Annotated in this window: 17 protein-coding genes; 11 read left to right on the top strand and 6 right to left on the bottom strand. The window is 44.6% G+C overall.

The features are described from left to right. Window positions 1-256 precede the first annotated feature (256 nt). Window positions 257-841, top strand: a complete 585-nt coding sequence (locus FBF61_RS30260) for a recombinase family protein (RefSeq protein ID WP_138484615.1) — start codon at window positions 257-259, stop codon at window positions 839-841. Between the two features lie 145 nt (window positions 842-986). Here FBF61_RS30260 and FBF61_RS30255 read toward each other — a convergent pair whose 3' ends face one another. Together FBF61_RS30255 and FBF61_RS30250 are read right to left on the bottom strand one after the other, a co-directional pair. Continuing rightward, window positions 987-1,436, bottom strand: a complete 450-nt coding sequence (locus FBF61_RS30255; RefSeq protein WP_229215286.1) for a hypothetical protein — start codon at window positions 1,434-1,436, stop codon at window positions 987-989. A gap of 101 nt (window positions 1,437-1,537) precedes the next feature. Next, a complete protein-coding gene (locus FBF61_RS30250) occupies window positions 1,538-2,068 on the bottom strand; it encodes a hypothetical protein (protein WP_138484611.1) in 531 nt (176 codons plus the stop codon). 622 nt (window positions 2,069-2,690) lie between these two features. Between FBF61_RS30250 and FBF61_RS30245 the strand changes: the two genes are divergently transcribed. The 8 genes from FBF61_RS30245 (at window position 2,691) to FBF61_RS30210 (ending at window position 12,422) form a co-directional block, all read left to right on the top strand. Continuing rightward, window positions 2,691-3,551: a DUF3347 domain-containing protein gene (locus FBF61_RS30245; RefSeq protein ID WP_138484609.1), complete on the top strand. Its 861-nt coding sequence runs from the start codon at window positions 2,691-2,693 to the stop codon at window positions 3,549-3,551. Between the two features lie 98 nt (window positions 3,552-3,649). Then, window positions 3,650-5,944, top strand: a complete 2,295-nt coding sequence (locus FBF61_RS30240; RefSeq protein ID WP_205748333.1) for a multicopper oxidase domain-containing protein — start codon at window positions 3,650-3,652, stop codon at window positions 5,942-5,944. Between the two features lie 42 nt (window positions 5,945-5,986). Continuing rightward, window positions 5,987-8,053: a heavy metal translocating P-type ATPase gene (locus tag FBF61_RS30235; RefSeq protein ID WP_138484607.1), complete on the top strand. Its 2,067-nt coding sequence runs from the start codon at window positions 5,987-5,989 to the stop codon at window positions 8,051-8,053. 89 nt (window positions 8,054-8,142) lie between these two features. Then, window positions 8,143-8,766 carry a DUF305 domain-containing protein gene (locus tag FBF61_RS30230; RefSeq protein ID WP_138484605.1) on the top strand — a complete coding sequence of 208 codons (624 nt, stop codon included), beginning with the start codon at window positions 8,143-8,145 and terminating at the stop codon, window positions 8,764-8,766. A gap of 22 nt (window positions 8,767-8,788) precedes the next feature. Next, entirely contained in the window at window positions 8,789-9,133 is a 345-nt protein-coding gene (locus FBF61_RS35815; protein ID WP_138484603.1) for a four-helix bundle copper-binding protein, read from the top strand. A gap of 175 nt (window positions 9,134-9,308) precedes the next feature. After that, the gene (locus FBF61_RS30220) at window positions 9,309-9,767 is read left to right on the top strand and encodes a hypothetical protein (RefSeq protein WP_138484601.1); all 459 of its coding nucleotides are present in this window, start codon (window positions 9,309-9,311) and stop codon (window positions 9,765-9,767) included. A 214-nt stretch (window positions 9,768-9,981) separates the two neighbouring features. Then, window positions 9,982-10,707 carry an SH3 domain-containing protein gene (locus FBF61_RS30215; RefSeq protein WP_138484599.1) on the top strand — a complete coding sequence of 242 codons (726 nt, stop codon included), beginning with the start codon at window positions 9,982-9,984 and terminating at the stop codon, window positions 10,705-10,707. A gap of 161 nt (window positions 10,708-10,868) precedes the next feature. After that, complete coding sequence (locus tag FBF61_RS30210; RefSeq protein ID WP_138484597.1) at window positions 10,869-12,422, top strand: Fic family protein; 1,554 nt, start codon at window positions 10,869-10,871, stop codon at window positions 12,420-12,422. Window positions 12,423-12,449: 27 nt separating this feature from the next. On the opposite strand, the gene FBF61_RS30205 is transcribed toward FBF61_RS30210, so the two are convergent. Next, on the bottom strand, window positions 12,450-12,992 hold the full coding sequence (locus tag FBF61_RS30205) for a hypothetical protein (protein ID WP_138484595.1): 543 nt from the start codon (window positions 12,990-12,992) through the stop codon (window positions 12,450-12,452). A 298-nt stretch (window positions 12,993-13,290) separates the two neighbouring features. Here FBF61_RS30205 and FBF61_RS30200 point away from each other — a divergent pair, with 298 nt between their 5' ends. Then, on the top strand, window positions 13,291-14,733 hold the full coding sequence (locus FBF61_RS30200; protein ID WP_138484593.1) for a hypothetical protein: 1,443 nt from the start codon (window positions 13,291-13,293) through the stop codon (window positions 14,731-14,733). Between the two features lie 57 nt (window positions 14,734-14,790). After that, complete coding sequence (locus FBF61_RS30195; RefSeq protein ID WP_138484591.1) at window positions 14,791-15,849, top strand: hypothetical protein; 1,059 nt, start codon at window positions 14,791-14,793, stop codon at window positions 15,847-15,849. Window positions 15,850-16,033: 184 nt separating this feature from the next. On the opposite strand, the gene FBF61_RS35325 is transcribed toward FBF61_RS30195, so the two are convergent. From FBF61_RS35325 to FBF61_RS30185, 3 genes are all read right to left on the bottom strand, one after another. Further along, a complete protein-coding gene (locus FBF61_RS35325) occupies window positions 16,034-16,165 on the bottom strand; it encodes a hypothetical protein (protein ID WP_262712842.1) in 132 nt (43 codons plus the stop codon). Window positions 16,166-16,277: 112 nt separating this feature from the next. Continuing rightward, a complete protein-coding gene (locus FBF61_RS30190) occupies window positions 16,278-17,453 on the bottom strand; it encodes a hybrid sensor histidine kinase/response regulator (protein WP_138484589.1) in 1,176 nt (391 codons plus the stop codon). A gap of 19 nt (window positions 17,454-17,472) precedes the next feature. Next, on the bottom strand, window positions 17,473-21,204 hold the full coding sequence (locus FBF61_RS30185) for a PAS domain S-box protein (RefSeq protein ID WP_138484587.1): 3,732 nt from the start codon (window positions 21,202-21,204) through the stop codon (window positions 17,473-17,475). Window positions 21,205-21,323 lie beyond the last annotated feature (119 nt).

The raw sequence follows: 21,323 nt of genomic DNA, 5'->3' as shown, positions 1-21,323 counted from the left end.
CATTTTCTGGTCAACACTCAAAACAGGTGGATTGTCAAATCGTTGCCGAGCTTCTGAGGTCAGGTATTCTTTTCTTGGCATGAGGAGATTTTGTTGTACAAAAAAACGCTGCTCAGAATGTACAAACCAGGTGAGCATTTTAGAGCTGAAAAAATTACCAGAATCCGGTCATATTTTATCAAATTAGTAAAATAAACTTGTCTACCAATCAAAGTATATTTAATTTACACTCATAGATGGAATAAAGTATACAAAAGTGAAAATAGGCTATGCCCGGGTGTCCACTCAGGATCAAAATTTAGAAATGCAGCTTGATGCACTGCAAAAGGCAGGTTGCGAAAAAATATTTCAGGAAAAGGCTTCCGGAATAAAATCAGACAGGCCCCAGCTTGCTGCCATGCAGCAGATCCTTCGTGAAGGGGATGTGATTTACATTTACAAGCTGGACCGGTTAGGCCGATCTTTAAAACATCTGCTTGAAATGACATCTGATTTTGAAAAGCGGGGGATTGGCATGGTATCGATCAATGACCATATTGATACAACCACCGCTCAGGGCAGGTTGATCTTTAATATTTTTGCTTCACTGGCCGAGTTTGAAAGAGATCTTATCAGGGAAAGGACTAAATCCGGTTTAGATGCGGCCCGCGCACGTGGTCGGAAAGGCGGACGTAGCCGGGGACTTTCCAAAGAAGCAGAAAAAACCGCTATGCTCGCCCAAACATTATACAATGAGCGTAAGTTGGGAGTAAATGAAATTGCAGCGGATTTGAAAATCTCTAAAATGACATTGTATAAATACCTAAGACATCGTGGAGTCATGATTAGCAGCAAAAGGTAAAACGAGAATTTTTGTAATCTACAATAGTCTGCTTACACTCCGGGCTAATACGCTTTTCTCAATTTGGGAAATATTAAAAAATCTGGTAGCGGCGACCGCAAAAAACGAGCCGGCAAAGTGACTGTAAGGTTGTATTATCAATGCACTACAAAGTAACAGATGTTACTATAACGTGCCCCTCTCGCTCAAAAGTGCAAATCGCTGCTTTTTGATCTTTCGCCAGTGCAAGCTTAGGATATTGACCATTGCCTAATGATGACGTCTTTAAACCATCCGGGCTTCTAAATTGTATGGAATTTTCCTGCTGCCAGGCAATAGCATTGCCCTTGGCTGTTTGAAGTATTACAGGTGTCCGGCCATTGCCTAATTTCATTTCAGTTTTGCCAGGCTGCGCAAGATAAACTTCCATTTGACGACGCCAGACTGTGGAAGCTTCACCTCTTAAATTAACCGTCAAATCTCCGCCATCCATCGGGCATGCATTGATCATATAATCTCCGGTACCTTGTTTTTGAGCTTTCCCAAAATGTTCTCCTTTGTCTGTTGAAGAAATCAGATACATATTACGGGCACCATCCAGTTTGTTTCGGAACATGACAGAAATTTGTCCTGTTTGACTGATGTAAACTGACGGCTTGCAGCAGTCGCATATGCCATTTTGCTCTCCTTTGTAAATCAATTGATTTTTCCCCCAGGTTAGCCCGCCATCCCTCGAGAGCGCGCCATATAGATTATTATTTCCAAGCCGGGTATCAAGCCAGGCAGTATAGACCAGGTTATCCTGCCAGCGCTAATACCAGACAATGCTTCTTTGGCAGTAGTGTCCGTGTCATTAACACGTACAGGCTTAGACCATTGATTTGTTGCATTCGAAGAGCGCATTGCATACAAGTTACCATGATGATCACCGACTGTGACTACCGTGTAATCTTTTGTTGTGGTAAATTGCGGCCCCCTTCCCATCCCAAGGCCCATCTGGGAAAAGTTGCCTAATAGCGCAGGCTTGGAATATGACTTGCCCCCGTCACCCGAAAATATATAGTACAAGTCACGTTCATTGGCATTCTTGACACCGTACACGATGTGTATAATGCCTTCCCGGTCAACACTTATTTCCGGCTGGCTGCCTGCTGCCAGCTTTTTTTCAAATTTAAAATTGTTATCAGGATGGCCTGCCAGGAAAATAAAGCAAGTGAAGACGGCGGTTAGAAATTTCAACAACATCATATAGCTTATTCAAAAAAAGGTTCTGCACACTTTTAAAAGTCCTGAACCTTACAATTTACCTTTGGAATGTCGGGATTCCATAATTATGCAACGCGGCATGGTAATTGTGTAGAAATAAACTAGAACAAAACGCAATCTTTGTATTGCGTAGAACCGTACGTATTAATATGAAAGGTTGTGTTTTCTTACTGCTGATAATGATTTGCCTGCTGGTGCCAGTAGGTATAAGTCAGGCATGCGGTAGCAAGCACGCTCCAATTAAAAGAGAAGTAAAGCATGCGGCTGCCCATAAAAAAGCTTGCTGCGCCAGGCATCGAAACCATAGATCATCAGACAGTAATAAGAAATGCAGCCATAGCTGTAATGAATCTGGCTGTGATTGCGCCCACTCTCTACCCGTTTTTGCGTTAAAGGTCCAGCCGATAGGGTTAACCCAAAAAGCCCTTGCTGCTGTTGATAATTCTCCCTCCTGGTTCTTCCGGGAAACCTCACCAAAGCCAGTGTATCTTTCACTGTGGATGCCCCCCAATATAGGTTAATAAGTTCCCTGTAGCCACAGGTATGCCCTCTCGGAGCTCTCTGCTTCGGACGAAACTTATTTAAAATCCAAAATTCCATCCCGATGAAATCAATTAAATTATTGATGGCAACATTGCTCTTGCTATCTACTCTTTTATCCTATGCGGATATCAAAAATGTCACCACCGAGAATGTAAAAATTGCCGGATCATGCGCCCAATGCAAACAAGGCATTGAAGCCGCTGCATTCGAGAAAAACATTTCCAAAGCAGACTGGGATAAAGAAACCAGGGTTGCCGCAGTCACTTACGATAGTAAAAAGACCTCTCTGGATGCAATCCTGAAAAAAATTGCATTGGCCGGTTACGATAACAAAAGCTACTTGGCGCCCGACGATGCTTATGCCAAATTGGAAGAATGCTGCCGTTACGAGCGCATAGGAAAAAATGAAGTGGTGGCCCAAAAGAAAATGAGTGGCCATGAGCACGATGCTGCAACAACGCAGACAGCTGCAAAGGCTGAATCAGCTGACGCTGACCCACTAAAACCGGTTTTGGATGCTTATTATGCAGTAAAGGATGCCTTGGTTAGTTCTGATGGAAATGCCACTTCTGCAAAAGCAACCAGCCTGGTAAAAGCACTTAAAGCTGTAAAGATGGACGAGCTGGGAAGTGAACAACATATGGTTTGGATGAAAGTCATGAAAGACTTGAATTTTGATGCCGAACACATTGAAGAAACCAAAGACCTGGGTCACCAAAGGGATCATTTCTCTTCCCTTTCTGAGAATATGTATAAGCTCATCAAGTCGGCAAAACCTTCTCAAGCGGTTTATTATCAGCATTGCCCAATGGCCAAAGAAGGGAAAGGTGCCAACTGGCTAAGCCAGATATCGGATATTAAGAACCCTTACTATGGCGCGCAAATGCTGAACTGCGGCAAAACCACTGAAACACTCAAATAGTAACGACTGTCCTGATGGCAACGTAAACATTACCTGAACCAGGTTAATGACTTATGCTGATCAGGACAGCGTTCTCTTCTTTATTTAAATAATAACACATGATGGATTTTCTTAAAATCCCAATATTTAGAGCTCTTGCTGCGCTGGCAATCATCATTTCTATTTCTGGGCAGACTTATAGTCAAAAAATAGTACGGTATGATCTATACGTTAAAGATACAACCGTAAATTTTACCGGGACGCCTAAGCGTGCCATTGCAGTAAACGGGCAGATCCCCATGCCTACCCTGACTTTTACAGAAGGGGACACTGCCGAAATATATGTACACAATGAGCTGGACGAAGAAACTTCCCTGCACTGGCATGGGCTGTTCTTGCCCAATAAATATGACGGGGTACCCAATCTAACCCAGATGCCCATTAAGCCTCATACTACACACCTATACAGGTTTGCAATTATTCAGCATGGCACGCACTGGTACCATAGCCATACCGAGTTGCAGGAACAGATCGGCATGTATGGATCGATGATCCTGAACAAGAAAAAAGAGCCAGACATTCCTACTGTTCCAATCATATTGAGCGAGTGGACGGATATGAAACCGAAAAATGTCCACAGGATGCTTCACAATGCAAGTGATTGGTTTGCCATTAAAAAAGGCGCAACCCAAAGTTATTCGGAGGCTATCAGCCAGGGCTATTTGAAGACCAAGGTTGGAAACGAGTGGAAGCGGATGACAGCAATGGATGTCAGCGACGTTTATTACGACCGCTTCCTGATCAACGGAAAGAATGAAAGCCAGCTTTCCCAGTTTAAACCGGGTGATAAAGTCCGTCTAAGGATTTCAAATGGCGGGGCTTCTACTTATTTCTGGCTCACTTATGCAGGCGGCAAAATGACTGTTGTCGCTAACGACGGGAACGACGTAGAGCCCGTAGATGTAGACAGGCTGATCATAGCAGTTTCAGAAACCTATGATGTAATTGTTACCATTCCAGCTGTTAAACCCGGATCTGCCCCTACTGCTTATGAGTTTTTGGCTACATCGGAAGACCGGACCAAATCTACTTCCCTGTTCCTTGGTGAAGGGGTTAAACAACTGGCATCACCGCTACCCAGGCTTAAATATTTTGAGGGGATGAAGATGATGAATGGCATGATGAAAATGAATGGTGATTTGGATGATATGGGCATGAATATGAGCCTGAACCAGATGGATATGAACGTGGTCATGTACCCGGAAATTACCGGCGCTTTAAAAAGTAAAAAGAAGGATACAGGCAAAGCAATGGAGATGGGAAACATGAAAATGGATGATACCCAGAACGCGGGGGGACATGCTGGTCATAACATGTACAACAGTAATGCATTGTCTTCGATTAAGACGCTAAATTATGCCATGCTTCAATCGCCTGAAAATACATCTTTACCTAAAAATGCACCAGTAAAAGAGCTCCGTTTTGTATTGACTGGCAACATGAACCGGTACGTATGGAGCATGGACAATAAAGTGGTTTCAGAGCGTGACAAAATCCTGATCAAAAAAGGGGAAAACGTCCGTATGGTCATTTACAATAATTCCATGATGCGGCACCCCATGCACCTTCATGGCCACGATTTTCGGGTGCTCAATGGAAAGGGAGTGAATGCACCTCTGAAAAACATCATTGACATCATGCCCATGGAAACTGACACACTTGAATTTGCTGCAACTGAAAGTGGTGACTGGTTTTTTCATTGCCATATCCTTTACCATATGATGAGCGGCATGGGCGCAGTTTTCTCCTATGAGAATTCCCCGGCAAATCCTGAGATCCCTAACCCCCGGTTAGCACAACGCAAACTGTTTGCCGATGACCGGGAGTTTCATTTTATGGCCGAAAACGATATTGCCACCAACGGCAACGATGGTGAAGCGATGATACAAAATACACGGTGGAGTATTGGCAGTGAGTGGCGACTGGGCTACCACGACCACCACGGTTATGAAGTCGAAACACACCTGGGGCGTTACATTGGGAAAATGCAGTGGCTGATGCCATTTATTGGCTTTGACTGGCGGTACCGAAAAATGGGGATGGATGAAGTAGAAAGCAATCTTTTTGGCCAGCGAAACACCAAGGATCAAAGATCCGTGTTTAGCGCGGGAGTAAACTACATGTTGCCCATGCTGGTTACGGCGCAAGCTGAAATATTCACCGATGGCAACCTGCGTTTTCAATTGGAACGGATGGATATACCAGTTTCCAAACGTCTGCGGATGAACCTGATGGTCAATACGGACAAGGAGTACATGGCCGCCCTTCGGTATATCTTTACCAGGTATGTAGGTGCCACAGCCCATTATGACAGCGACATGGGTTTTGGTGTCGGGCTGACCTTGAATTACTAGCCAATAGATCTCACTTACATAGTACCACATAAACAGTGACAAATGGAAAATCACCACCACCACGGGCATCATCCGGAAAAGCAACCCGAAGCCGTGCACGGAATGAAAGGCGTTGAACATGAGCATCATGGTCACGGCGGGCACACCGATGAAGACAGTAGCCATGACAAGCACGCAGGCCACCATACCGAGGATTTTTTAAAGCGCTTCTGGATTTGCATGGTCATTACTTTGCCAATCCTTTTGCTATCCCATATGATCCAGCAATGGATTGGTTTTACCTGGACCTTCCCAGGTGATCAATATATGCTTTTGGCACTAAGCACGATCATATACTTCTATGGGGGCTGGCCGTTTCTGACGGGCCTTGTCCGGGAGCTAAAAAGCAAAACCCTGGGTATGATGACCCTGGTGGCGGTTGCGATTACTACTGCGTATGTGTATAGCGTGGCCGTGGTTTTTGGGCTGGAAGGGATGGACTTCTTTTGGGAGCTTGCTACCCTGATTGATATTATGCTCATTGGGCATTGGCTGGAAATGAAATCGCAGATGGCCGCCTCAAAAGCCCTGGAATCCCTGGTTGCTTTACTTCCGTCCGTGGTTCATGTAGAAAAGGACAATCAGGTAACCGATATACCTTTAAAAGACCTTCGCACAGGGAATTTGTTACTTGTCAAGCCAGGTGAAAAGGTGCCTGCCGACGGATTGGTCACAGATGGACGTTCTTATGTGAACGAAAGCATGCTCACTGGCGAAAGTGTGCCAGTTCAAAAGCAGAAAGACGATAAGGTTATTGCCGGTGCTATCAACGGTGATGGTGTCCTCAAAGTCAAGGTTACCGGGGCGGGCAATGATAGCTACCTGCAAAAGGTCATCAACATGGTCAAGACTGCCCAGGGTGCTAAATCCAGTACCCAAAACCTGGCAGATAAGGTAGCCGGATGGCTAACCATTGTTTCCATTACAGTTGGGGTTGCGACTTTCATCATCTGGTACACTGGTGGTCAAAGCCTGGCATTTGCCTTAGAAAGAATGGTTACTGTTATGGTAACATCATGTCCGCACGCCTTGGGGGTCGCTATCCCTTTGGTTATTGCCATTTCGACAACCATTTCTGCAACGCATGGGCTGTTGATCCGCAACCGCACTGCCTTTGAGAATGCGCGAAAATTGACTACAATCATTTTCGATAAAACCGGCACACTTACCAAAGGCTCTCATGAAGTCCAACAGATAATACCCATTGACGAGCAGCTGTCACCAGACCAGATTTTACAGTATGCAGCGGCTGTACAACAAAACTCCGAGCACCATATCGCCCAAGGCGTAATCAGGAAATTGAAAGAAAAAGGATTGCAGCTTTACAAGTCCACCGATTTCAACTATATGCAAGGCATTGGGGTAACCGGTACCGTAGATGGCAAGAAAATAGTAGCGGCCGGACCTAATTATTTCACACAGGAAAATAAACCGGTGCCCCCCATTCCCGACCAGGTTGACCAAGCCACTGACACGGTGAACTTTATCCTGGTCGATGGCAAGCTGGTTGGCTTGATCACTTTTGCCGATACCGTCCGGGAAAATGCAGCTCAGGCAATCGCTGAATTGAAAAAGATGAACATCAAATCGTTCCTTTTGACCGGCGACAATGCCAAGATTGCAGAAGCAGTCTGCAAAAAGCTGGACATGGACGGTTACCTGGCGGGCGTGCTGCCACATCAAAAACAGGATAAGGTCAAGGAGTTTCAGGATAAAGGAGAAATAGTTGCTATGACGGGCGACGGGGTCAATGATGCGCCTGCGCTTGCGCAAGCAGATGTAGGTATTGCTGTTGGCTCCGGAACTGACGTAGCAGCTGAAACAGCCGATATTATCCTGGTAAACAGTGATCCAATGGACGTAGTGCAAATGATCACATTCGGCAGGGCTACATACCGGAAAATGGTTCAGAACCTGGCTTGGGCTATCGGCTACAATGTAATAGCTATTCCACTGGCCGCAGGTGTTTTATACCCTTCCTTCATGTTAAGCCCGGCAATGGGGGCAGTCCTGATGAGCGCATCCACCATTGTAGTTGCTATTAACGCCAAGCTGCTAAAAGTTAACTAAGGAGATTTTTAAAACATAATGGCATAAATATTTTAAAAGCATCCCACTGAATTTCAGCAAAATAAACCACTTATTTAAACAACAACCACATGAAACCGACGTACAAAATTTTAGGACTCGCTGCATTGATAGCCTTTTCTACCGCCTGTTCGGATGATGACGATAACAATCAAATTTCCATTCAAGCTCATGATGAAAATCAAATGATGACAATTATGCATGAGATGATGGATGAAATGCATACCATGAAAGTGACACAGGATCCTGATATCGATTATGCGGGCATGATGAGAATGCACCACATGGGTGCTATCGACATGGCAGAGCTGGAATTGAAGTCCGGAACTAATAGCGAAATGAAGGCCAAAGCCCAGGCGATCATTGATGCCCAGCAGAAAGAAATAGCAGAATTTGATTCTTTCCTGGCCAATGCCAAGCCTACAACCATGAACATGGACTTTCATATGAAAATGATGGAAGGGATGGACCGGATGGGCAAGCAATCTGATCTTCAAATCATCAATGGGAACATAGACCAGGACTTTGCCACGCTAATGATCGAGCATCACCAGAGTGCTACCGAAATGGCACAAATGCACTTAGTAATGGGTAAGGATGCTGGTTTGAAAGAAATGTCTTCTATGATCATCCAGGAGCAGAACAAAGAAATAGCCGATTTCCAAACCTGGTTACTGGCCAACAGAAATAACTAACCACCAATCTAACTTAATTTTTATGGCACATCAACAATTTAAAGAATGTATCGATGCCTGCGTGGCATGTGCGATCGCTTGCAGCCACTGCGCAACTGAATGCTTGAAAGAAGAGAAGGTAGGACATCTGGCAAAGTGCATCCAGCTGGATTTAGAGTGCGCCGCGATCTGCCGAAGTGCTGCCGAAGTGATGAGCCTTGGCAGCAGTTTCAGTGCACACATATGCCGTGTTTGTGCAGACGCTTGTAATGCGTGTGCCGATGAATGTGAAAAACACGCCGAAATGGGTATGGATCATTGCCGCCAATGTGCAGAAGCTTGCCGTAATTGCGCAAAAATATGTGAAGAAATGGCAACGCCCGTTTAATAGAAGATCCCGGGTTAACACAATTGAAGGGTAATCATCTTGGTTACCCTTTTTCAATGGCCACCTGAAACAAACCCGGTTTACCTGATTACAAGCACCTGGATATGTGACCCTTATCATGTTTGCTCAGCGCTATTGAAGGTAAATTTGATAAATTATAAAAACAGGTAGTCAAATGAAAAAGCACCAATTTATCTTCCTCATAGCATTTCTTGTATTTGCGGTTGGAAATGTATATTCCCAAAACTACAAACAGCCAATACCCGCTATTGATGCCCAGGGTAAGGTTACTGATGCGAAAGGAAAGCATATTGGCTGGGTTACCAGTGATGGAACTATCAAAGATGCTGCCGGAGTGAAAATTGCCCACATCGATGATCAGGGAAATGCCGTTGATGCCGCCACCGGTAAGTCCATGGGTAAAGCCGCAAAAAATGGCACATACCTTTACCATGTCCAAAGCGGGGCCGCTGATAGCTTAACGGTATCTAATCCTATGAATGGAACTTGTGAAGTCAAAGACAAAAATGGCAACACAGTTCTTTCAGTTCATGAAAACTACAAGCAGTACGGTGCCTGCGCGCTACATTGCCTTCAAATGAAAAACGAGCATAAGGATATGAAAATGAAATGATTTTTGCAATTTCGGTGATGTAGGATTTGCGACAACCAAATTGAATTCATTTTGTCAAATATTTTGGGTTGTGTGTTGGCTGACAATTGAACGTACCGTACTATACCAGGAGAAAAACCGTACGCGGAAGTCGTGACGGTTTTTCTCCCTTTCTTTAGTTTACCCCTACCAAGGAAACATTACACTTATATCTTTTTTGCTGTTATTACCAATATTGGCGATTGCACAAGAAAATCCAATGGAGAAGCTTGGTCGGATCAAAGGGGAAGTATTGCGCATCCAGACCGACATCCAACGCAAAAATGACACAATATCAACATTGAAGGCTCAAATCGAACTTCTAGAAAATCAAGTTTTCATTTCAAAATCACAGATTCACGGTAGGAAAATAACTTTCCCTGCCACAGTCAAAATGGACGGTAAGGTCAGGAGTTCCAACGACCCATTTTCTGATATATTGGCAAATGTCTACAAAGGAGATACTGTAAGGTTGACAGGTTATCAAGATGGTTACTGGATCACTAGTAAAAACAATCTTCTTGGATACCTGTCTGAGCTATATATCACTGACACAGACGAAACGAAAATTCTAAAAAAAGAGCTTCAAAAACAGTACGAGTCACAACGAGATAGCGTCAGAAAGGCAACCCCTAAGGACTACGAACTGTCCGATCGAGAGCGTCAAGCGATTAAGGAAAAATTTGAACAGGAAATAAAAGAAGCTGTGATTGAAAAATATGGTCATATTACAGCGCAACAACTATTTAGCCACTTTTATTGGATAGGGATGACCTCGGATATGGCCCAAATTAGCCTGGGAACGCCAACTACCATAAACCGATCAGTCGGTAGTTGGGGAAAAAACGAACAATGGGTCTATGAAAATTTGTATTTGTACTTTGAGAATGGAAAGCTAACGAGTTACCAAAAATCGAAATGAGCAAAAGGCTTCACCATAAGTCAATCAATTGAAGGTGTTTGCGAGCATATCCCAGGACAAGCCAAACTCGTAACTGACAATAAAGTGCCGAAAAATGCATTTTTCATGTCCATAGCCAAAAAGTATGCGCTTTTCCATAAAAGTATGTACTTTTCAGGATTATGGAAAATAATAAGCCATTTTCGCAAAAAGTAACTATTTTTCACGATCGGAGACTCCCTGAACCTGGTTTACTGGTAGGGTATGCAGCGCTCATACATGCCAATGATCTAATCGTGCCCTTGCCTGATGTACTTTCATTCATAAGTGAAAAACACAAAAGGTCGAGTGAAAATGAATGGAAAATTTTCGGACCAAGGTATCTTCCAGAGGATACACTGTTAGGAAATATAACATTTGCCTTCAAGTACGAAGGGATTGAGTTATTAGTACTAAACCGCCTGTTTAAGAAACTTGAACAAAGCACGGTACTTAGGACAATCGAGTCTGAACCAAACGGACAATACAGCAGACGTTTGTGGTTTCTGTACGAATGGCTTACAGGCCGCAAACTCGAAATACCAGATTTACAATTTGGCAATTACGTAAATTTAGTGGACGACGAGCTTCAATACAGTAGTAACAACGCCGTCGAAAACTCAACAAGGCATCGAGTCAGAAATAATCTTCCCGGAGTCCGAGATTTCTGTCCAATGATACGTAAAACTAAACTGTTAGCTGACTATGAAAGTAAGCATCTTTCCAAAGATATAGAGGGCATCATAGAAAAAATTCACCCGGACGTCGTAGCACGCGCCGCGGCATTTTTACTACTGAAGGATTCCAAAGCATCATACGCCATCGAAGGTGAGCAGGCACCAAGCACCCGACTAGCCCGCTGGGGCCGTGCCGTTCAGAGAGCAGGGAAATTTCCGATCACCAAGGAAGAACTAGCCGGCCTGCAATCAATCGTGCTCGACAACAGCAAGTTTACAAAAATGGGATATCGTCAGCAGGAAGGATTTATAGGAGAACATGACCGCAGGATCGGCACACCCATTCCAGAACATATTTCCGCTCGATGGAAAGATGTAGGATCACTAATGTCCGGCTTACTAGAAACGTCTGAGAAGCTAGAAAACGATGAACAATTTGATGCAGTAATTGCAACAGCAATTATTGCGTTCGGATTTGTCTTTATTCATCCATTCGTAGATGGGAACGGAAGGGTACACAGATACCTGTTTCACCATGTCCTTGCAAGGAAAAAATATGTACCTACCGGAGTAATTTTTCCAATATCAGCAATCATTCTCGAACGACTTGATGAATACAGAATAGTACTAGAAGCATATTCACAATCCAGACTTGAATTCATAGAATGGAGTCCAGCAGCTGACCACAACATCCAAATTGAAAATGAAACAGCGGATTTATACCGATATTTCGATGCAACAAAACAAGCAGAGTTTTTATACTCATGCATCAAACAAGCCTTGGAGGTGACTATTCCAGAAGAAGTCAACTATCTTCAAAAATATGACCAATTTAAAAAATTCATCGACGATTTTATTCCAATGCCAGACTCCACGGTTTCTTTACTTGTAAGATTCCTTGTTCAAGGTAATGGGATATTATCAGCCAGAGCACTCAAAAAGGAGTTCGCACCATTAACAAACGAAGAAACCGCACGAATACAAAATAAATTTAGTGAAGTATTTCATGACAAAAGCTAATCCACTATAAGTAACTAAATATTCTCTTTAATTCTTCGACAATTTCGGACTGAATGACAAATATATCTCATAGGTATTTCGAAAGTTGTCCGTATCAAAAATCGTTGAGACTGCTATGTTCAATTCGGGATTTTCATAAAATTTGAAAATTCTAGTTCCTGCTCCTCGTTCCACCGTTCTGACCAATTTATACCCGAAGCTAGAAATTTGATTCTTTATCTTTGAAAACTTCTCCGGACTAGTCATGGTGTAACCAATGGATGTTATACTAAATTCCGGTATTGCCTCAATCTCTAAATCCGGTATTGCTTCAATCTCTGAGAAGGATTGTACGTTAAAAGTTATCACTTCTAATTCTTTTGCAACCCCCTTATGGTAGAAATAACTTTTCAAAGCCTCCGTAGAATCATCTTTAACTTGGTCAAACTCAAACCCATCCCTTAAAACTGCGGTTTCAAAATCGTCATATTCTGTAAATACAAATTCAGACAATTGCTTTAAAGTAAATGTTTGCCCAACAGCATTAACGCTAGCCAACGCTGATAATACCAACAAATATAGAAGCCTCATATTCAAAGGATTGTGAAATTGGATAATAGTATATCTACAAGCATGCTAGAGTTAGAAAAAGTGGCTAATCTAGTGTGCCAGTACACACTGGGAGCGTTTATTCGATCACAACTTTCCAGTCCCTGCCCTTTAGACTCGGCAACAGGTAAAACTATTGGTACCGTGGCCACTAACACAGCACATGAAGTTAGCTCATTCAAAGGAAAATTCCTTAAAAAAGCAGCGAAGGACATGTATTCCGTGTTTCTTTAGAAAGTGTTACTTTTGAGACTACACCCAACTCTTTCCGTGACCATTTATGAAAATTTTCTTCATATTACTTACCCTATCCACCTTCATCCTTGGCTGCAAGAAAAAAAACAGCCAAATAGACCCCCAGAGTCAATGCCTCACTCCAACTGAGGTTAAGATACAACATATTTCAGGACAAGAGGTTAGCTTCTCCCTAGTGGGCACAGACAGCACATCAGTAGGCAAGGTATCATGGACGATAATCAGCGAAGAGAAGACAATCCAAATAGAAACTACCGGAAAAACCGGGGTAACCCAAAACTTTTCAAAGAGCGGTCAATTTCGGGTAACGGCGGTGGTCTCTACTACATGTCAATCAAAGATCACATTAACAAGGAGTGAAAGTATTAAAATTGAACAATACTCGCTACAATGGGCCACTGATATAGGTTCATTTATTGATACAACATCTTGGGTTCTGGCAGAGTCTCCAAATGGAGGCTGCATTGCCGTTGGAAGTGGCGCATCATACCCAACGATAATTAACCTTAATAAAGAAGGAAATATCCTTTGGAAAACGGAGTTAAGAGAAGACAGTTATGAACGAATTTACTCGGTCGTCAACGCCGATGACGGTGGGTACATTCTAGGAGGTCAATGGTATAACGGTGAAGCGAGGTACGGAATAACGAAAATTTCACCTTCGGGAGAAAAAGTTTGGGCGAAAACCTTCGCAGGGATAGGCAATCCTTATAGCGGCCAAACCTGGGACCGCCTAACCAAGGTGATAAACGCGTCCGATGGTGGGTACGTATTGGCCGGATACTCGTCCTCACTAAAAGGAAATGACAAGTCCGATGCTCCAAAGAATGATAACGCCCCAAGAAATTATACACTTACCGATTACTGGATCATCAAAGTAGATGCACAGGGCAACAAAGTATGGGACAAGACAATTGGAGGAAAAGACCCAGAAGCCCTAATAAACATAATAGCAACCTCGGATGGTGGCTATTTGCTATCTGGCTGGTCGTCCTCTCAGGTCTCAGGCGATAAAACAAACGACGTGGACGGAGCATCTGATTTATGGTTTGTGAAAATTAGTAAAACTGGCACGATTGAGTGGGACAGGTCAACTTCTTATCCATCCGGATGGGGAAGCTCAATAGCCACCGATGATTCTATGATTGGACTGACCTACAATGGAATAAATCGTATCGGAATTAGAAAAGTCGACAATCAAGGAACGACTATATGGGAGAAGGAAATTCAAGGCACCTACGCAACGTTACTACCGGCGGAAGATGGAGGTTTTATGATGATTGGAAAGTTAGATCAAGATAACTTCATCAAATTTTCAAAAGATGGGAATATCGAACAAAGAAAGAAAATTGATTTTGGAGACCGGTATTTATCAGGGTGGGGCAATGGGGCAAATAAATCAACTTCGGGAGGATTTTATGGTCTTTTGTATTCCGGAAAAAATCAGTCTATCTTCTATGTAAAATAGCAATTGCGTGGATTGCTGGACTATCCCACAGATTCTCGACATAAAATATCCAAAATAATGAGCGTAACTTACTACTTAGGTGCCGGAGCCAGCGCAAAGAAAATTCCTTGCGTAGTGGATCTTTCGAAGGAAATACGTAAAATCGGGAACTTTATAATTGAAAATGCTAACACTGAAGATTGTGCATATTATATAAATAAAGAAAAGTATAACATTTATTCAAATAAAGATCTTATACTAATTAGGAAAAAGATTGATGAATTCTGCATAGAGTTAGAGGGCCAACTATCTATTGATACGTTGGCTAGAATCTATTGGATTCAAAATGATACATACAAGCTTAACCTACTAAAATCTATTCTATTTGCAAGTATCATCTACTGGGAAAGAAGGGGCATTGATGACCGTTATCTTAACTTTTGGGCAACCATCACATCATTAAGTACCACATTAGATAATGTTCGATCATTTATTGATTATCCAGGAAACATTAATATTATTTCTTGGAATTACGACTGCCAATTAGAGCGAGCATTTAAACAGGTATTTCCAAACACAAATCCTATCTTTAACGATACCGGTGACAACGAAAAACAAATATTTAAGCATAATGGGGTAAATTTCAAAAAACTTAATGGATCCGCACAGTTATCGGGCAGCTTTCTAATTGATTCCAAAAATACATCAGCGAAGGGTCTATATAATATGACTGATTCACAAATCGCAAATTTCTTATATGAAATTATTACTGATGAAACTGGAAAACTAAGGAGTCACACGGAAAATGTCAAGTTCTGCTGGGAGCATTATAGTAGCACAAACTATGAAGATACTGCCTTCAAAGATAAATATTATAAAATTGACAGTACCGAAACTCTTGTGGTAATTGGTTATACGTTTCCATCTATAAACCATTCGTTAGATTATCGCTTATTGAAAATCATGACGAATTTGAAAAAGGTGTATTTTCAAGGCAAAGATCGCACCGACGCGGAAAAAATAAAAGACTATTTTCAAGCTGTTTTTCCTGATACAGATAAGAAAATAAACCTTATTGCAATAGATTCTACCGGCTTTTTCATTCCACCAGAAGCCACATCTGAAATATGGGGCTAATCAATTTCGCGAAAAATACACTATGCTGATTTTCAAGTTATTACGAATGAATGTAACGCTATTTCAGGGTAATACAGTTTGTTGTATAACTTTCATTATGTTAAATAGAATTTGTAAATCTAGGAGCTGAATTCCTAGGTTTGCAGTTTTCAATGCATGGCGAGTTATTTCCCTCCAAGGAGCTTTAGTCCCCCTTCTTGTGCTTGTGCGGTTTCAGCGAAGGTGTGTTACCCGGAGACTCCTTATTGTCGCGTTGACGTTTGTCCGGCTTGCCTGTTGAATCAGCAATTCTTTTCGGGCCTGGCTTTATTCCCATAGCTATTGGATATTAATTTCTGACTAAATCGTTCTTAACACCGGGTACAAAAAGAATGCCATAAAAGTCCACGCATGAAACTAGACGTTAAGTTTACCGTGAATTAAGGGTATTACTCCTTCGAACCGCGATCGGCAATAGCTGCTATTACGCCTTCCAAATCTTCTATGCTGACAGGCTTTACCAGGTGCCCGTCAAAACCTGCCTGCTGCGCCCGCTGCTTATCTTCACGCTGGCCATAACCTGATAACGCGACCAGAGCAACCCTTGCCCCCCAGTTGCCTTCGCGAATCAGCCTTGCTGTCTGGTATCCGTCTAAAACAGGCATACCTATATCGCAGAACACCACCTCTGGTTTCAATGCTTCCACTGCTTCGGCTCCCGTTCTGCCGTTATGACGGATATCGACACGGTAACCTTTCAGCTTCAAAAGCATTGAGGTCATCTTGGCCAAATCCTCCATATCATCAATCAAAAGCACATGAAGGCCTAAGGATTTCTCCAAAACCGCATTCTGTTCAGCTGCGGCGGTCGAAGGTGACTCTAAAAGCGGTAGGTATATCAAAAACTCGCTGCCCTGCCCGATACCCGGACTTTTTGCCACTGCCCTACCGCTGTGCATTTCAACAAGCTGCCGGACAAGCGTCAAACCGATTCCGAGTCCGCCCTGCGTCCGCGCTAGAGAATTATCTGCCTGTACAAACAAATCAAAAACAGAAGTTTGCTGCTCTGCCGTCAGTCCTATCCCGTTGTCTTTGACAGAAATCACTGCTTCATTGTCTTTCGTCGTCAGACTCACCCATACCCGCCCGTCATCGCCGGTGTATCTGAGACTGTTTGTCAAAAGGTTAGTGATAACCTGCGAAAGCCGCGTCGAATCGCCCTGAACGAAAAGGTCATGGGAAAACGACGACGTATGAAGTGCCTTCCGGCGATTTTCGAACTGCGGCCGGATCGCCCTGACCGCATTTCCTATAAGGGTGTCGATTTCGAGCCGCTCCATTTTTAGCTCGATCTTGCCTTGCGTGACCCGGCTTACATCCAAAAGGTCATCAATCATCCGTACCAAATGCGTCGCCTGGGCATCCATCATCGCTACGATTTCCGAAGCCTGTGGATCTGACTGCTGGGTAATTTGTAAAATAGAAAGCCCGTTTCGGACAGTGGAAAGCGGGTTGCGCAGCTCATGGGCTAGCATGGCTAGGAACTCATCTTTGCGCCTGCTGGCTTGCAGAAGGTCTGCTTCTAGTCGTTTAAGATCGTGTATGTCGCTGGCAACGCCATACATTTTTACTACCCGGCCTATTTCATCTAGTAAGGGCGATACATTGACAGCAAACCAGCGGTACTGGCCATCGCGACGACGTTATCCGATGTTCTTGTCGCAATAACTTGCCCGCTTCCACAGCCTGGTTATAGCGCATAGCCGAACCTTCCCGGTCGTCCGGGTGAATGGCGTCCGTCCAACCCCAGCCGATTGCCTCTTCCAAAGTTTGTCCGGTGTATTCCAGCCACCGGTCATTATACCAGTTTGTGGCGCCATCTGGTTCGCTATCCCAAAGAAGGTCGGGGACTAGGTTGGCGATGGATTGGAAGCGCTTTTTAGATTCCAGTAGCGCTTCTTCGGCGCGGGCGCGCTCAATGCGCGGGAAAACGCGCTCGGCGATGTTCCTCACCAGCGCGATTTCATCCGCTCGCCAGTTGCGCGGCGCGACATCAGTCATAGTAATAAAAGCTTTCCACTGTCCATTGCGGTGAAAAGGCACACTTACCCATGCGCCGACGTTCACAGCAGCGTAAGCATCCCCGCTCACTCGCTTGTCGGTTGCGGGGTCGCGGACGACGGATATTTCTCCTGCCCGCATGTCGCGCATAAAATCTTCGGTCAGATAATCAACCAGGCGATACGTCTGATTCCGCAAGTTTAGTTCGCCCTCTTTGTCCCAGCCGTGATGTACGACAGCTTCGCCGCGTGCCTCGTCCACGTCCACAAAAACCACCACCCCGAGGTTCAAGCACCTACCAAGCCGCGCTCCAACGGCCTGCATAATCTCGTCCGGCGCGGACAGTATCGATAAATCCTTGCCGATTTCGTCCAGCAAAGCGGTATTCAATTCGCGTCGTTTGCGCTCGGTGATGTCGTCGAAGACTACACCAATAAGCGGACTGCCTGCCTCACCGATACGTGAATACTGATATGCAATCCAGCGATTTAGATCAGCTGTAAAGTCTTCGTTGCGCAGCGGCTCGCCTGTCTTGAATACCTGTGTCAAAGCATTGAGCCAGTTTTGTTCCAGATTGGGAAGATACTCGCTTGCCTTCTTCCCAACTACATCTTTCATTCCTGAGAGGTTTTCAAAAGCTCTGTTACTTTCCCGCCAAATCACGTCAGTAACATTTCCATTTTTATCTGTAACAACCTCCTGTATCGCAAACCCTTCATCAATGGAATTAAACAATGTCCGGAATTTTTCTTCCGACTCCCGCAGCGCTTCTTCGGCGCGCTTTTTCTCGGTGATGTCGGCGCAAAATCCGACGAAGCGGTTTTCATTCAGCGGATGTCCCGTAGTGAGCAGCCAGCGATATTCGCCGTCGGCACGGCGCAGACGACATTCGTAAGAATATGACTCCCCGCGCTCGAACGCTTTTCGGTAAGCGGCGGTATAAGCTTCAACATCGTCCGGGTGCAGAGACTTCGCCCAGCCCATTCCGCGGACTTCTTCGAAAGAAACACCGAAAAAGTCTGTGTAATGCCGGTTGCAGGAGATCAGGCCGCTTTCGTCGGTTTCCCAGATCAGAACCGGCACATTGTCCGTCATCGCGCGATACCGCTCGTCGGCGTGGCGCAAAGTTTCTTCTGATTTGGCGTGCTCGATAGCCGCCCAGGTGCGTTCGGCAACCGCTTCGACAAGAGCGATTTCGCCCGCTGTCCAACTCCTCGGACGCGAATTGATGGCGACCATCGACCAGAGCGGTTTATTTTCTTTATGCAATGTTGCCGCCACCATCGCGCGCATTCCGAGATTTCCGCTGTTGCGCCTTTCTGCTTCCGACAAACCTTGTCTTTCCAATTCGTCATCGATAACGAGCGTTTTGTCGAACGTGGACTTAAAGGCTTCGGGATAATCGGACAAGACGAAATATTCGGGCAGCGGCAGCACCGTGTCGTTGCCGATTTGATAATCGAGACGAGCGCGGTCTTCGTCCAAATAGTAAGTCGTGATATAGCTGCGATCGAGCCGCAATTCCTCGACGAGCATTTCCAGGGCACGGTTTGCCACCGCATGCGCTCCTTGTTCACTGCGCAAAGCATCGGAGAATTTGAGGAGAAATTCCTGCTGCCTTTCGCGCTGTTTGCGCTCGGTGATGTCTTCAAAGACTGCGGCGATGCGGCTGTCTTGCCCGCCGACTTTGGAAACGTGAACTCTATACCAACGGTCGGTGTCTTGGTGGTAATTCTCGACGCTCTCAGGCGTGCCGGTATGCGCAACACGGTCGAAGGTTTCGAGCCAGAATTTTTCCGTCTTCGGTGCATACTCGCTGTTGAGCTTGCCGATCATCTCTCTTCCTAGCCCGGTCTGGCGGGTGAATGCCGGATTGACTTCCATCAACCGGAAGTCAATCGCCTGCCCAGACTCATCCCGAATCATCTCGTGAATTAAGAATCCTTCGTCAATCGAATGGAACAGCGTGCGGAACTTTTCTTCGGATTCGCGCAACGCTTCTTCGGCTCTTGCTTTCTCAAGACGGGGAAAAATGCGGTTTGAGATTTCCTCTATCAGCTCTACTTCGTCTTTACGCCAGTCGCGAACCTGCGAGTGGCAAACCGCAATGTAGTGGGTCCATTTACCCTGATTATGAAAAGGAACTGTAACAAAGGAATACATGCTCAATGCCGCATACCCGGCAGCATCGGTCCTCGGGTCTGTTTGTGTGTCGCGAATAACAACCGTTTCGCCTGCATGGCTCGTCCGTACAAACCCTTCATCGAGGTATTGCGACAGCCGGAAAGTATCTACCGTGCTCGGAACGGACGCATCGCTCCACCCATAATGCACTCTTACCTTGTCTTCCGCTTCATTCACATCGGTGAAGTTGACAGTGGTGATTTGCAAATAGGCGCCCAGCTTTTCTCCAACCGTTTGCATGATTTCGTCGGGGTTGGAAAGATTGGCAAAAACGTTCGTGACTTCCGCTAGGAACGCCAGACGCATTTCACGCCGTTTTCGTTCTGTGATGTCCTGAAAAACAATTGCCACTTTGAGACTGCCCGCGCCGCCCACTCTGGAAGCATGAGCAGACAACCAGCGATCAATTTCGTTGAGATGATATTCGATGAAAGCAGGCTCACCCGATATAGCGACGTTACCAAAAAATTCAGCCCATTCCGGTTCCCGGTTTGGCACGATCTGACTGGTACGTTTGCCCAATATATCTTTTGTCAATCCGGTATGTTTTTCATAGGCAGGGTTCATTTCCAGAAATACCTCATCAACCGGTTTGCCATCGTCATTGAGAATCACTTCAACCAGACAATAGCCTTCTTCAATTGCGTTAAAAATCGAGCGATATTTGTCTTCAGTTTTTTGTGCAATCTCATCTTTGAGGCGAATGATTTCCGCTTCGGCGTTCTTGCGGCTCGTGATATCGGCGGTTGTGGCGGTCACCCCGTCATTTAGCTTGACAACCGATTGATGAAACCAGCCGTCGAACTGCTCGTGCACATAATGCTTTTCGTACTGCTGGGCCTCACCAGTTTCCACCACTCGTTTAAAGGCGTCGAAAATACCTTCTTCCACCACACCGGGTTGTAATTGCAGCAGCCTCTTACCCACTACATCACCATAGATTTTTTCAGATGCATGGTTATTTAATTTCCAGATAAAATCGGTGATGGCGCCCTGGTCATCGCGTACCGCTTCAAAAACCTGGATCATATCCGTAGAAGCGTCCAGCGTCGCCCTGAGCAGGTTCCGGGCAGCTTCTAGCTCATTGGTCTGGTGCTCCGGGTCGCTGTTGGACTTTGAAGGGGACGACATATTGTATAGCGTATAAGTGATTGATCATCAAAGTAATAAACGATTACTCATGAAAAAAGGGCTCCTATTATGATATATTGCTCTTAATAATAGAGAGCAGCTAATGATCACTAAAATGA

It is taken from the genome of Dyadobacter bucti (assembly GCF_005869225.1).
GTDB lineage: Bacteria > Bacteroidota > Bacteroidia > Cytophagales > Spirosomataceae > Dyadobacter > Dyadobacter bucti.
This window is presented reverse-complemented; position numbering and strand designations above follow the sequence as displayed.